Here is a 13,051-nt window from a genome sequence, read left to right as displayed (position 1 = left end):
CTTACTTGATCACGCCGCAGGCGATGCGTCCGCCGCCACCGCCCAGCGGCGCCGGCGTGTCGCTGTAATTGTCGCCGCCGGCATGGATCATCAGCGCCTTGCCGGCGAGGTCGCGTACTTTAAGATGCGGCGCGATCACCGGCAGCGTCGCCGTGCCATCGGCATTCACCACCAGCGGCGGCAGATCGCCCTTATGGCCGTCCCTGGCATGCGGGCCGTGATGCTTGCCGGTTTTCATCGGATCGTAATGCCCGCCCGCGGCCATGGCGGCGGCCGGGCGGCCGTCAGCGCCGGGCCCGGTGCTGCAATCGGGCTTTTCATGCAGGTGGAAACCGCGCGGACCCGTTGGCTGGCCGACCTGTTTCAGGTCGGGCGTCAGCAGCAGGCCCTGCAGCGTGTCCTTTGCAACAATGGTGCCCAGCGCGATGCCGGTGCCGTTCGCCGACACGGCGTTGATCGGAATGCTTTTCTCGGCCGCCAGCACAGCCGGTGCGGCGAATATGCAAACAGCGAGAGTGGTGGTCAGCAATATGCGAGGCATGGTGTTTGCTCCTGTCAGGGTGTCCTTCCCAGACAAACTGAGCAAACCCGCAAAAAGGTCCGGATGCCGCAAAAAGAACGGGCGGGGTTTGTGGCCCCGCCCGTGTTTCGTCACCGATCCGGCTCTGCCGATCAGGTATTCATCGAGTCGAAGAAATCGGCGTTGGTCTTGCTGTGCTTGATCTTGTCGAGCAGGAATTCCATCGCATCCTGGCCGCCCATCGGCATGAGGATGCGGCGCAGCACCCACATCTTGGCCAGCACGCCCTTGTCGACCAGCAGTTCTTCCTTGCGGGTGCCCGACTTGGTGATGTCGATGGCCGGGAAGGTGCGCTTGTCCGACAGCTTGCGGTCGAGAATGATTTCCGAGTTACCGGTGCCCTTGAATTCTTCGAAGATCACTTCGTCCATGCGCGACCCGGTTTCGATCAGCGCGGTGGCGATGATGGTGAGCGAGCCACCCTCTTCGATATTGCGGGCGGCGCCGAAGAAGCGCTTCGGGCGCTGCAGCGCGTTGGCGTCCACGCCGCCGGTCAGCACCTTGCCCGACGACGGCACCACGGTGTTGTAGGCGCGTGCCAGACGCGTGATCGAATCGAGCAGGATGACGACGTCGCGCTTGTGCTCGACCAGGCGCTTGGCCTTTTCCAGCACCATCTCGGTGACCTGCACGTGGCGGCTGGCCGGCTCGTCGAAGGTGGAGGAAATCACCTCGCCCTTCACCGTGCGCTGCATGTCGGTCACTTCTTCCGGACGTTCGTCGATCAACAGGACGATCAGATAGACTTCCGGGTGATTGTGGCTGATGGCATGCGCGATATTCTGCAGCAGCACGGTCTTACCCGTGCGCGGCGGCGCGACGATCAGCGAACGCTGGCCCTTGCCCTGCGGCGAGATCAGGTCGATGACGCGAGCCGAAACATCCTTCTTCGGCTGCGAGATGATCTTTTCGGTCTTGCTGCTGCCGCTGCGGCTCTTCAGCGTCGAACCCTTCACGGCGGGGGCGGCAGCCGCGGCCGGCGCCTCTTCCTCGACAGCCTGCTGCGGCAGTTCCATGCGCAGGCGTTCGTCCGGATAGAGCGGCGTCAGGTTGTCGAAATGCACCTTGTGGCGCGTCTGCTCGGGATCTTCGTAGTTGATCGTGTTGACCTTGAGTAGCGCGAAATAGCGCTCGCCGTCTTTCGGCGCGCGGATCGTACCCTCGATGGTGTCGCCGGTGCGCAGACCGAAGCGGCGGATCTGGTTGGGGCTGACATAGATGTCATCGGGGCCCGGCAGATAGTTGGCCTGGGCGGAGCGCAGGAAGCCGAAGCCGTCCTGCAGCACTTCCAGCACGCCTTCGCCGGTGATTTCGACTTCGCGGTCGGCGAGCTGCTTGAGGATCGCGAACATCATGTCCTGCTTGCGCAGGGTGGAGGCGTTCTCGATCTGCAGCTCTTCGGCGAAGGCCAGCAGGTCGGTGGGGGATTTGGTTTTCAGTTCCTGAAGATTCATGGACTCGTCGACTCAGGCTGGAGCGGATGTGATTGGGAGATTTGGGCGCCGGCTCCGCAGAAGGACGGAACGGCAGCCATGGAGGGAGGTGGTGAGAGCCGCCCGCGCAGGTTCCGCATGATGAACTGAAATTTAAAAAGTGCGGAAGGTGTGCCTGAACGGCCCCGGCCCGGAAGAAGTTGGGCCGCTGTTCAAGCGAAATACCAACGCGCCGCAGATAAGTCAAGGGCGGGCGCCGCGCTCTGCAGCCACCCGCCCTGTAACAAAATGGAGACTGGATCAGCCGGCCAAACAGCTGAGGAGTTCAGCCGGTGATGTTGAAGACGAGGAAGAAGGTGCCGATGGCCACCGCGCCGGCGCCGGCGAGGCGGTTCAGCATCGGCAGCTGCGCGGCATGCTGGCGCGACAGGAAGCGCCAGACCAGCACGGTGCCGGCGGCGATGGCATATTCCATGACGGCCAGGCCGGCGAGATACGACACCAGCGGCGTCTGTTCGGCACCGAAGATGCTTTCGGCGAAGGCATAGCCATGGAACAGGCCGGCCAGGGCCAGAATGGCGGCGAACAGGCCGTCGTCGATCCGGCTCTGCAGCACCAGCAGCATGCCGAGCAGCAGCACCGAGCCGGCCACCACGATCTCGCCGGCCGGCAGGCCGATCCCGGCCAGATGTAGCAGCGAGCCGACCGCAGAGGCGACAACGAAGGCGAGCGGCAGAACAAGGCCGCGGCCGCGCGGCGCGGCCAGCAGGCCAGCAGCCAGGATGAAGGCCAGATGGTCGAGGCCAAGCACCGGATGCGCCAGGCCCGAGATCAGGCCGGTCGACAGGGAGTTGGGCGTCTCGCCGCCCATGGCGTGATGGGCGAATGCCGGAGCCGCCACAAGGAAGGCTGTAAGGCCGACGACCAGACGCAGCATGGGAAACCTCCGTGGAAGAGTGGCGTAAGTCCGCAGCGGACTTGGGCAATATGGAACGGCCGGCCAGGACACCATAGGGTGGGGACTCGGCCGCCGAACGATCGCAAGACCTTAAAAGCCGCGGGCTTCTGCGTCAAATGGCCGCCTTGCCGAAACCGTCTGCCAAAGATATGCGTACAGATATGTTTTTCCGTCGCCAAACCGTCTCCGGCCTGTCGCGCCTTGCCGCGCTGCTGGGGCTGTTTGCGCTGACCTTCCACGGACTGCTGCCGCTGACCCAGCAGGTCGCCCGCCAGGTGCAGGCCGCCAACGGTATCGAACAGGTGGTCCTCTGCTCGGCGCTGGGTTTCCGCACCATCGCCCTGAAAGACGGCGCGCCGGTCGATCCCGACCCGGCCCGGAGCGCAAAGATCGCCAAGCATTGCCCGGTCTGCCTGTCCTTCGCCGGGTTGCAGCCGGCCATCCTGCCGTCTCCCGCTGCCGAACCGGCCGCGCCGGTGCTGGCCGTCACGGTTCTCTATGGCGCCGCCGGCCGCAGCACGCTGGCCCAGGCGCAGCATCCGCCGCAGCAGGCCCGCGCGCCCCCCATCCCCTCCCTGTCCTGAACCACGCCACCTTTCCGTTTCAGGTTTTCGGGAGTTTCCCATGTCGATGTTCAAGATTGCCGGCGCGGCTGCGCTGGTCACGCTGGTTTCCGCCACCGCATCCTTTGCCCATATCGTCGCCGATCCCGCCGAGGCGAAGCCCGGCAGCTATTTCCGCACCGCCTTGCGCATCGGTCATGGCTGCGGCGCCGGCAAGCCGACCACCGCGATCCGCGTCACCATCCCCGCAGACATCGCCAATGCCAGCGCGCAGCCCAAGCCGGGCTGGGAGGTCAAGGTCGAGACCGCGAAGCTGGAAAAGCCGGTCGATGCAGGCCATGGCCGCATGGCCGATACGGTGGTCAGCGCGATCAGCTGGAGCGGCGGCAGCCTGCCGAATGAACAGTTCGATGAATTCGGCCTGGTGCTGAAACTGCCCAACGAACCCGGCAAACAGTTCTGGCTGCCGGTCGTGCAGACCTGCGCCGGCGGCGAAGTACGCTGGGACCAGATCCCGGTGGCCGGCCAGCGCGTCGAACGCCCCGCCGCACTGATCCGCATTGCCGACACTCACGGCGGCATGCAGATGGCGCAGATGAACCACAGCCAGCACCAGCATGGCAGCATGCCGATGCCGGCCAAGGCCGGCGATATCACGGTCGAGCAGCCGTTTGCGCGCGCCACCCCGGCGAAAGTCGGCGGTGTGTTCCTCGTGCTGAAAAACAGCGGCGGCACGGCCGACAGGCTGGTGAAGGCAACCTCGCCGGTGGCCGGAAGCGTGGAACTTCACACGCATATCAAGGACGGCGATGCCATGCGCATGCGCGGGGTCGAGAATGTTCCCGTGCCGGCCAATGGCCAGACCGCGCTGGAACCCGGCGGCTATCATATCATGCTGATCGGGCTGAAGCAGGCTCTGAAGGAAGGCGACAGCTTCCCGCTGACGCTGACCTTTGAGAAGGCCGGCAGCGTGACGGTGATCGTACCGGTGCAGAAGGCCGGCGCGCCTGCCCCCGCTGGCGGCCACGAACACAAGCACTAACCCTTTTCTTCGGCAACTCTTCGGCCTCGACGCCCGGAGTCCGCGCGCAGTCTCCGCTGCGCCGCTCCGCGGCCTCGGCCGGACCATTTCGCATGGAACACATCATGTCGCGCATCACCCTGCCCGGCCTTTTGGCCGTGGGCCTGGTCGTGACCTCCGCTCACGCGCAGGTCGTTACACAACCCATCACCGTCACCGCCACAGCGGCCGATGAATCGATCACCGTGCCTTCCGCCGAAGAGGCCAGGCTGCGCATCGAGAAAACCGCCGGCGGCGTCGATGTCGTGCCGGCCGGGGAGGTACGCGACGGCCGCGCCAATGCGGTGAAGGATATTCTCGACTACGTGCCGGGCGTGTTCGCGCAATCGAAATACGGCCAGGAGGATTCGCGGCTGTCGATCCGCGGCTCCGGCCTGTCGCGCACCTTCCACCTGCGCGGCACCCGCATCCTGCGCGACGGCATCCCGATCACCGATGCCGATGGCGCCGGCGACACGATGGAGATCGATCCGCTGACGGTCGACTACACCGAAATCTACAAGGGTGCGAATGCGCTGCAATACGGCGCTTCGCTGCTCGGCGGCGCGGTGAATTTTGTCAGCCCGACCGGCCGCAGCGATCCGGGCTTCCTGCTGCGCCAGGAATTCGGCAGTTTCGACAGTCTGCGCACGCAGTTCGCGGCTGGCGCGGCCACCGGCAATTTCGACTATTACGTCACCCCGACCTACAGCCACAGCAGTGGCTTTCGCGACCATACCGGCCAGGATTACAAACGTCTGAACGGCAATGTCGGCTATCGCTTCGGCGATGGCGCGGAAACCCGCTTCTTCCTCTCGGCCGCCGACATCAACCAGAAGATCCCGAGCAGCCTCACTAGGGCGCAGGCGCTGAGCAATCCGCGCCAGACCGCAGCCACCAGCTTCACCGGCAACACCAAGCGCGACATCGAAGCCTTGCGCGGCGCCAACAAGACCACCGTCCTGACCGACAGCGGCGAGGCGACGATGGGCGTGTTCCTGGCGAACAAGCAGCTGTTCCACCCGCTGAGCAGCGCCATCCTGGTCGACAATGACGAGACCAATGGCGGCGGCTTCCTGCGCTGGACCGGCGATCTCGAACTGGCCGGCCATCGCAACGAGGTCACGCTCGGCGCCAACTATTTTGCCGGCGTCAATCACGCGAAGGTCTTTGCCAATGCCGGCGGCGACCGCGGCGCGCTGTCGGCCAACTCGGACCAGACCTCGGTCACCACCGAGCTATATGGCGAGAATGCCTTCTATGTCGTGCCGGAGGTGGCGCTGATCGCCGGCCTGCAGGGCACGCTGGCGACGCGCGACTACGAAGACAAATTCTTAAGCAACGGCAACCAGTCGTTCGAGCGCAACTACGACAGCGTCAACCCCAAACTCGGCGCGCGCTGGGACTATGCGCTGCAGCAGCAGGCCTTTGCCAATCTGAGCTGGTCGAGCGAACCGCCGCCGTTCTCGGAACTCGGCACCATGACGGTACAGAACAATCTCAGGAGCCAGGAGTCAAAAACCCTGGAAGTGGGTGCCCGCGGCAGCCGCGGCGATCTCGCCTGGGATGCAGCGGTCTACTACGCCTGGATACAGAACGAACTGCAGTTCCAGACCGTCAACAGCACGACCAGTGTGTTCAATGCCGACAGGACCGTGCATCAGGGTCTCGAACTCGGCGGCGCCTGGACGGCGCTCCGCGACAGCCTGAGCCTGGGCGACAAGACGGCGCTGCGGCTGGCCTATACCTTCAGCGACTTCCGCTTCGACAATGACGCGGTCTATCGCGACAACGACATTCCCGGCGCGCCGCGGCACCTATTGCGGGCCGAATTGCGCTACAGCCATGCCAGCGGCTGGTATGCTGGTCCGAATGTCGAATGGGTGCCGCAGGGCTATTATGTCGACAACGCCAATTCGCTGAAAACGCCATCTTACGCGTTGCTCGGTGCCAAGGCCGGCTACGACTTCGGCGGCGGGCTGAAAGCCTTCATCGATGGCCGCAACCTGCTCGACAGGACCTATATTTCCAATACCGGCGTCGCCGCCAGCGCCACGGCGGCCTCGGCCCTGTTCAATCCGGGCGACGGCCGCGCCGTCTATGCCGGGATCGAATATCGCTGGTAACGGCAGGCGGCGGCCGGATTAAGTATTTTTCATCTGCCATTTTTTCAGCCGACTGGCCGAGACTTCGCCACATTTCCCGGGCTAGGGTTTGCGCATTGCATTTCGATGCGCTGCCCTGCCCGGGAATTCCCATGCCACAGACTTTTGCCACGCCGAATTTCTTCCGCGCCCTCTGGACGCTGGCCAAACCCTATTTCTCAGATCCGAAGGAACGCCGCAGTGCCTGGGGCCTGCTGATCGTGATCGTGATCCTGAACCTCGCCGGTGTTGCCCTCAGCGTGTGGTTCAATTTCTGGTACAACACCTTCTACACGGCACTGCAGGACAAGGATTACGAGACCTTCAAGACCCAGCTGCTGTATTTCACGGTCGTCGCTTTCGCCTTCATCGTCGTCGCGGTCTATAAACTCTACCTGCAGCAGATGCTGCAGATCCGCTGGCGCCGCTGGCTTACCGAGCATTGGCTGAACGACTGGCTCGGCGACAAGAACTACTACCACATGCAGATGCTGGGGCTCGGCACCGACAATCCCGACCAGCGCATCTCGGAAGACCTGCGGCTGTTCCCGGCCTACTCGCTGACACTCACACTCGGCCTGCTCAATGCCGTCGTCACGCTGGTCTCCTTCCTCAGCATCCTGTGGACCATCTCCGGTCCGCTCGATTTCACGCTGGCCGGCCATGCGATCAGCATTCCGGGTTACATGGTCTGGGCCGCCTTCTTCTATGCCGCCGCCGGCACCTGGCTGACCCATCTGATCGGCCGCCCGCTGGTGAAGATCAATTTCGACAAGCAGAAACTGGAAGCCGACTTCCGCTTTCATCTGGTCCGTGTGCGCGAACATGCCGAGGGCATCGCCTTCCAGCATGGCGAGGCGGTGGAACGCGCGGGGCTGGGTGCGCGCTTCGCCCATGTCTTCACCAATTTTTACGACCTGATGCGCAAGACCAAGCAGCTGACCTGGTTCACCAGCGGTTATGGCCAGCTGGCGCTGATCTTTCCCTTCGTGGTCGGCGCACCGCGCTATTTCGGCGGCGCGATCCAGCTCGGCGGGTTGATGCAGATCGTCTCGGCCTTCGGCGAAGTGCAGCAGGCGCTCAGCTACATCATCAACGCCTATTCCGAGATCGCCGAATGGCGCGCGGTGATCGACCGCCTCACCACTTTCCGCAACGGCCTGGAACGGGCGCAGCAGGTGGCCGCGCAGTCGCAGGTGGCAGTGGCAACGGATGGCGCGGCGCTGAATGTCGCGACGCTGCAGCTCGACCTGCCCGACGGCAAGCCGCTGATGCAAGCAGATGGCCTGCAGCTGGCGGCCGGCGACAGCCTGCTGGTGCAGGGCGGCTCGGGCAAGGGCAAGACCACATTGCTGCGCGCCATCGCCGGGCTGTGGCCGTTCGGCAAAGGCCGGCTGCAGCGCCCGGGCGACGACCAGAGCCTGTTCCTGCCGCAGAAACCCTATCTGCCGCATGGCAGTCTGCGCGCGGCACTGTCCTATCCGCGCGATCCGGCGGCCTTCAGCGAGGACGACTACCGTGCGGCGCTGGCGGCACTCGACCTGGGCAAACTGGAGTCGCAGCTGGATGAGGATGCCGCCTGGGATCAGCGTCTGAGCGGCGGCGAACAGCAGCGCGTGCAGCTCGCCCGCGCGTTGCTGATGAAGCCGCGCTGGCTCTATCTCGATGAGGCGACGGCGTCGCTGGACGAGGCCAGCGAGCAGAAAGCGCTGGCCGCGCTGCGCGAAGCCTTACCCCAGACGGCGATCCTGAGTATCGGGCATAAGCCTGCGCTGCAGGCTTTCCACACGCACAAACGCAAGCTGGAGGCCAGCGCGCCGGGCGAACCGGCCAAACTCATCGCAGCAACCTGAAAACCTTATCGTCGTTCCCGCGAAAGCGGGAACCCAGTCTTTCTACAGTCTGGATCCCCGCTTTCGCGGGGATGACGATCTAGGATTTTATCGCTTGCCCCACGGGCTGAAACGGCGAGCGCGGCCCGACGAAGGAACTGAACCCGTGCCCGACGACGTACCCGCCGGACGCACGGGCATCGGCGAAGCCGCCGCGGCATAGGCCGCCTGCCGGCGCGGCATGCCGCCGGTCATCTGACTGCTCATCTGCATCAGCGCGGCAACGCGGTTCTCGGTGCTGGGATGCGTCGAGAACAGGCTGTCCACGCCGCTGCCGTTCAGCGGATTGATGATAAACATATGCGCGGTGGCCGGATTGCCCTCGGCCTGCGGATTGGGCACCCGCTCGACCGTGCCGCTGATCCGCTGCAGCGCCGAGGCCAGTGCCTGCGGATTGCCGCTGATCTCGGCGCCGGCTTTGTCGGCGGCATATTCGCGGCTGCGGCTGATCGCCATCTGCACCAGCATGGCGGCGACGGGCGCGAGGATCATCACGGCGAGGCTGCCGATGATGCCAAGGCCGCCGCGGTTTCCGTCGGAGCTGCGCCCGCCGAAGAACATGGCGAAATTCGCCAGCATGCCGATAGCACCCGCCAGCGTGGCGGTGAGTGTCATGATCAGAGTGTCGCGGTTTTTCACATGGCCCAGTTCATGCGCCATCACGCCGGCGATTTCCTCGCGGCTGAGCGAATGCAGCAGCCCGGTGGTGGCCGCCACGGCGGCATTTTCCGGATTGCGGCCGGTGGCGAAGGCATTGGGCTGGTCGTTGTCGATCACGTAGACGCGCGGCATTGGCAGGCCGGCGCGCTGCGCCAGCTGCTGCACCAGGCCGTAGAATTCCGGTGCGGTCTGCGCATCGACCTCGCGCGCGCCATACATGGAGAGCACCATCCTGTCGCTGTTCCAGTAGGCGAACAGGTTCATCGCCGCGGCCAGCGCCAGCGCGATCAGCATGCCGCTCTCGCCGCCGATCAGGAAACCGACGGCACCGAACAGCGCCGTCATGGCAGCCAGCAGCAGACCCGTCTTGAAGTAGTTCATCTCGCAACCCTTTTCTGCGCCCGCCCATGCCTGCCAAAGCTTTCCGGCCGGGTCGCACCGCTATATGTAAGGACGCTGAACCCCTCCGCAAGATGGTCCCGCTTCCCATGGCCGACGATCCGAAACCCATTTCCGATGCCGCCCTTAATCCGGACGGCTATGCCAATGACACCCGGCCGATTGACCCCAAGACCGGCAAGCCGCTGGCGCCGGCCCAGCCGGCAATCAAGCTGACCCAGGCACCCGGCGAAGAGGACGGCCCCAAAGGGCCCGAGCCGACCCGCTACGGCGACTGGGAACGCAAGGGTATCGTCTCGGACTTCTAGTCCCTATCTGGGGACCGATTTAGCCGAAATTGGGGCAGGCTAGGCGCAACCAACTCTCGTCTTCTCGTCGCGCACCAGAACTTCATAATTGGAATAGCCAGCCGGCAAGCTAACCTTCACGCCCGGATTGGCCGCAATATTCTTGCGGTACGATTCCAGACTTCTGTCAAACGCTGAGCAGGCTTTGTCGCGTTCGCCAGCCCAGGCATGCGAACGGGCACCATTGAATTGCGCGCTTGTGGCGGAGTCGAACTTTCCGCTTTTCAGGAATAAAGCCGCTGCGCGCTCGAAATAGGCCGCAGAAGAATGGAAACGGTTTTCATATGATGAACCATCGGCAAACCCGGCGCGGGTGTAGACTGCCGACGAGTTGATGACAGCCTGCGAGAGAAAGAAAAACCCGTAGAGTTGATAGGCATCTCCCATTCCCTCTTCATCGCCGCGCTGCTGATAGATCTCATAGGCTTCGGTAATTAGGCGTTCAGCCGGTCCCGGGCGATTGCTTTGATAGAGCAATTCATCGGCCTGTCTGAGTTTGATCTTGGGATTGGAAGACGACGGCACTAATGCCGCGGAACAGGCCGACAGGCCAAAGACCAGCAGCGAACCAATCGCCAGATTACGGATTTTCATTCTTCCCCCGGTAGCTCACATCGCCGTTGGGGGCATCCTTTCAGATCACCCCCAGAAATCCAGTCTTTCAGCCCTTTTCAGTCCCACGAAAGCCCCTGCTGGGGCGGTCTTGCACCTTGCGCGGCCCCGACGCCTGCCTATACTCCGGCCCGATTTTCCGAGCATTTAAGGAGTGCGCCCGATGAGCGGCAGCAAGCATGGCAGCGTCAAGAAAGTGGTTCTGGCCTATTCCGGCGGCCTCGACACTTCGGTGATCCTGAAATGGCTGCAGGAAACCTATGCCTGCGAGGTGGTGACCTTTACCGCCGACCTGGGCCAGGGCGAGGAACTGGAGCCGGCGCGCAAGAAGGCCGAGATGTTCGGCGTCAAGCAGATCTTCATCGACGATCTGCGCGAGGAATTCATCCGCGACTTCGTCTTCCCGATGTTCCGCGCCAATGCGATGTATGAAGGCCTCTACCTGCTCGGCACGTCCATTGCGCGCCCGCTGATCGCCAAGCGCCAGATCGAGATCGCCAACGAAGTCGGCGCCGACGCGGTCTGCCATGGCGCCACCGGCAAGGGCAACGACCAGGTGCGCTTCGAACTGGGCTACTACGCGCTGAAGCCCGATATCAAGGTGATCGCGCCGTGGCGCGAATGGGATCTGAATTCGCGCACCGCCCTGATCGACTTCGCCGAGAAGCACCAGATTCCGATCGCCAAGGACAAGCGCGGCGAAGCGCCATTCTCGGTGGACGCCAACCTGCTGCACATTTCAGCCGAAGGCAAAGTGCTGGAAGATCCCTGGGTGGAAGCGCCCGACTTCGTCTATTCGCGCACCGTCGACCCCGAGAAGGCGCCGGACAAGCCGGAATATGTCGAGATCGAATTCGCCAGGGGCGATGCGGTTGCCGTCAACGGCACCAAGCTGTCGCCGGCCGCTTTGCTCACCAAGCTGAATGAACTCGGCGGCAAGCATGGCATCGGGCGTCTCGACCTGCTGGAAAACCGCTTCGTCGGCATGAAGAGCCGCGGCATCTACGAAACGCCGGGCGGCACCATCCTGCATATGGCGCATCGCGGCATCGAGCAGGTGACGCTTGATCGCGGCGCGGCGCATCTGAAGGACGAGATCATGCCGCGCTATGCCGAACTGGTTTACAACGGCTTCTGGTTCTCGCCCGAGCGCGAAATGCTGCAGGCCCTGATCGACAAGAGCCAGGAAAACGTCGAAGGCACCGTGCGGCTGAAGCTCTACAAGGGCTCGGTCAACGTCGTCGGCCGCAAGTCGCCCAAGTCGCTGTACTCGCTGGCGCATGTCACCTTCGAGAAGGATTCGGTCTACGACCAGAAGGATGCAGCCGGCTTCATCAAGCTGAACGCACTGCGCCTGCGCCTGCTGAACCGCCAGAAGGGCTGAGTCTTACGGCACAGCTTCGCTGCGGCGATATTTACCGGAAAGGCGGGCTTTTCAGTCCGCCTTTTTGTTGTCCTGTCGCGATCTTGTCACGTATGGCCACAGTCTGGTCGCAACCCAATTGCGTGATTCCCCACTACTTTTTACTGGCACGACCCTGAAGAGGGCCGCAGTTGCCGGATGGCTCCGGCCTGCTCCCGTAGAAGACAGGAGACTTGCCATGATGACGACCATCACCCGGGTAACCCCCGCCACCGCCTACAGACGAACGACGCGGGCCACCGAACGCTATATGGAAGAGCGGCTGTGGCAGCGCGCCTTGCGGCTGGGCGATGCGGAGCGCGCGGCGCAACAGCCGAAGAAGCGCCGCACCTTTGCCGAAGTGCTGCGTGCCGTGCACGGCAAACTCGGCCGCCATGTCGACATCTACGTCTAAGCCCTTTTTGTCATGCGCGGACTTGATCCGCGCATCCCATTAAAACATTGAAAAATGGGATCCTCGGCCAAGACGAAGCTTTCTGGGCCCGAGGATGACGGTATAATATGATCGCTACCTCGCCTGCGGCGCATAGACACTGAGCCGCGCCAGCTTGTCCGGGTTGCGCACGATGAACACGTTGCGCAGGGACTCGCCCACGATATCCATTGCCAGTGCCAGATAAGGCCTGTCGCCGTCGAACAGGATCCAGCCCGGCTGGCCGTTGATGACGGCGACGACGCGACGGATGCCAGCCGGCATCTTGCCGGCGATGCCGACGAAGAAGCGCGCGATCTTGTCCGGCCCGTGGATCACGTTGATCGCCGCCGAGGCCTTGCCGCCACCATCGCTCCATAGCATCGCATCCTCGGCCAGCAACCCGGCAAACAGCGATGCATCGCCGGCCCTGGTGGCAGCGGCGAATTTCTTCGCCAGATCGCGCGCCGCAGCCTGATCGGCCTCGAAACGCGGCCGGGCGTCTTTCAGATGTTTCTGCGCACGACTGACCAGCTGGCGGCAGGCGGCTTCGGATTTCTTCAGCGCC

Annotated in this window: 12 protein-coding genes and 1 pseudogene; 7 read left to right on the top strand and 6 right to left on the bottom strand. The window is 63.6% G+C overall.

Annotated elements, in window-relative coordinates; translation table 11 throughout:
* Position 1: 1 nt before the first annotated feature.
* The 3 genes from sodC to CTR53_RS12790 form a co-directional block, all read right to left on the bottom strand.
* Positions 2–541, bottom strand: coding sequence for a superoxide dismutase [Cu-Zn] SodC (gene sodC / locus CTR53_RS12800; RefSeq protein ID WP_290813872.1), 540 nt, complete (start codon positions 539–541; stop codon positions 2–4).
* A 131-nt stretch (positions 542–672) separates the two neighbouring features.
* Complete coding sequence (gene rho / locus CTR53_RS12795) at positions 673–2,034, bottom strand: transcription termination factor Rho (RefSeq protein ID WP_290813869.1); 1,362 nt, start codon at positions 2,032–2,034, stop codon at positions 673–675.
* Positions 2,035–2,338: 304 nt separating this feature from the next.
* Complete coding sequence (locus CTR53_RS12790; protein ID WP_290813866.1) at positions 2,339–2,950, bottom strand: HupE/UreJ family protein; 612 nt, start codon at positions 2,948–2,950, stop codon at positions 2,339–2,341.
* A 182-nt stretch (positions 2,951–3,132) separates the two neighbouring features.
* On the opposite strand from CTR53_RS12790, the gene CTR53_RS12785 reads away from it, so the two are divergent.
* The 4 genes from CTR53_RS12785 to CTR53_RS12770 all read left to right on the top strand — a co-directional run bounded on the left by CTR53_RS12785 (position 3,133) and on the right by CTR53_RS12770 (position 8,591).
* Positions 3,133–3,555 carry a DUF2946 family protein gene (locus CTR53_RS12785; protein WP_290813863.1) on the top strand — a complete coding sequence of 141 codons (423 nt, stop codon included), beginning with the start codon at positions 3,133–3,135 and terminating at the stop codon, positions 3,553–3,555.
* A 40-nt stretch (positions 3,556–3,595) separates the two neighbouring features.
* Entirely contained in the window at positions 3,596–4,576 is a 981-nt protein-coding gene (locus CTR53_RS12780) for a DUF1775 domain-containing protein (RefSeq protein ID WP_290813860.1), read from the top strand.
* 104 nt (positions 4,577–4,680) lie between these two features.
* Positions 4,681–6,720 carry a TonB-dependent receptor gene (locus CTR53_RS12775; RefSeq protein WP_290813857.1) on the top strand — a complete coding sequence of 680 codons (2,040 nt, stop codon included), beginning with the start codon at positions 4,681–4,683 and terminating at the stop codon, positions 6,718–6,720.
* Positions 6,721–6,851: 131 nt separating this feature from the next.
* A complete protein-coding gene (locus CTR53_RS12770) occupies positions 6,852–8,591 on the top strand; it encodes an ABC transporter ATP-binding protein/permease (protein WP_290813854.1) in 1,740 nt (579 codons plus the stop codon).
* An 87-nt stretch (positions 8,592–8,678) separates the two neighbouring features.
* Here the strand turns inward: CTR53_RS12770 and htpX are convergent, their stop codons facing one another.
* Positions 8,679–9,671, bottom strand: coding sequence for a zinc metalloprotease HtpX (htpX, locus tag CTR53_RS12765; RefSeq protein ID WP_290813851.1), 993 nt, complete (start codon positions 9,669–9,671; stop codon positions 8,679–8,681).
* 107 nt (positions 9,672–9,778) lie between these two features.
* On the opposite strand from htpX, the gene CTR53_RS12760 reads away from it, so the two are divergent.
* On the top strand, positions 9,779–9,997 hold the full coding sequence (locus CTR53_RS12760) for a succinate dehydrogenase assembly factor 4 (RefSeq protein ID WP_290813848.1): 219 nt from the start codon (positions 9,779–9,781) through the stop codon (positions 9,995–9,997).
* A 39-nt stretch (positions 9,998–10,036) separates the two neighbouring features.
* On the opposite strand, the gene CTR53_RS12755 is transcribed toward CTR53_RS12760, so the two are convergent.
* A complete protein-coding gene (locus CTR53_RS12755; protein WP_290813845.1) occupies positions 10,037–10,630 on the bottom strand; it encodes a hypothetical protein in 594 nt (197 codons plus the stop codon).
* Between the two features lie 181 nt (positions 10,631–10,811).
* Here CTR53_RS12755 and CTR53_RS12750 point away from each other — a divergent pair, with 181 nt between their 5' ends.
* Together CTR53_RS12750 and CTR53_RS12745 are read left to right on the top strand one after the other, a co-directional pair.
* Entirely contained in the window at positions 10,812–12,032 is a 1,221-nt protein-coding gene (locus CTR53_RS12750) for an argininosuccinate synthase (RefSeq protein ID WP_290813842.1), read from the top strand.
* 217 nt (positions 12,033–12,249) lie between these two features.
* On the top strand, positions 12,250–12,465 hold the full coding sequence (locus tag CTR53_RS12745) for a hypothetical protein (RefSeq protein WP_290813839.1): 216 nt from the start codon (positions 12,250–12,252) through the stop codon (positions 12,463–12,465).
* A gap of 114 nt (positions 12,466–12,579) precedes the next feature.
* Here CTR53_RS12745 and CTR53_RS12740 read toward each other — a convergent pair.
* Positions 12,580–13,051: pseudogene (locus tag CTR53_RS12740) on the bottom strand (RNA polymerase sigma factor SigJ); the annotation flags it as partial.

It is taken from the genome of Ferrovibrio sp. (assembly GCF_002796975.1).
Lineage (GTDB): Bacteria > Pseudomonadota > Alphaproteobacteria > Ferrovibrionales > Ferrovibrionaceae > Ferrovibrio.
This window is presented reverse-complemented; position numbering and strand designations above follow the sequence as displayed.

Coding starts and splice junctions, on each gene's coding strand:
- CTR53_RS12770 (WP_290813854.1), top strand. CDS start 6,852: ATGCCACAGACTTTTGCCACGCCGAATTTCTTCCGCGCCCTCTGGACG.
- sodC (WP_290813872.1), bottom strand. CDS start 541: ATGCCTCGCATATTGCTGACCACCACTCTCGCTGTTTGCATATTCGCC.
- CTR53_RS12760 (WP_290813848.1), top strand. CDS start 9,779: ATGGCCGACGATCCGAAACCCATTTCCGATGCCGCCCTTAATCCGGAC.
- CTR53_RS12750 (WP_290813842.1), top strand. CDS start 10,812: ATGAGCGGCAGCAAGCATGGCAGCGTCAAGAAAGTGGTTCTGGCCTAT.
- CTR53_RS12755 (WP_290813845.1), bottom strand. CDS start 10,630: ATGAAAATCCGTAATCTGGCGATTGGTTCGCTGCTGGTCTTTGGCCTG.
- CTR53_RS12785 (WP_290813863.1), top strand. CDS start 3,133: ATGTTTTTCCGTCGCCAAACCGTCTCCGGCCTGTCGCGCCTTGCCGCG.
- CTR53_RS12745 (WP_290813839.1), top strand. CDS start 12,250: ATGATGACGACCATCACCCGGGTAACCCCCGCCACCGCCTACAGACGA.
- CTR53_RS12775 (WP_290813857.1), top strand. CDS start 4,681: ATGTCGCGCATCACCCTGCCCGGCCTTTTGGCCGTGGGCCTGGTCGTG.
- rho (WP_290813869.1), bottom strand. CDS start 2,034: ATGAATCTTCAGGAACTGAAAACCAAATCCCCCACCGACCTGCTGGCC.
- CTR53_RS12780 (WP_290813860.1), top strand. CDS start 3,596: ATGTCGATGTTCAAGATTGCCGGCGCGGCTGCGCTGGTCACGCTGGTT.
- CTR53_RS12790 (WP_290813866.1), bottom strand. CDS start 2,950: ATGCTGCGTCTGGTCGTCGGCCTTACAGCCTTCCTTGTGGCGGCTCCG.
- htpX (WP_290813851.1), bottom strand. CDS start 9,671: ATGAACTACTTCAAGACGGGTCTGCTGCTGGCTGCCATGACGGCGCTG.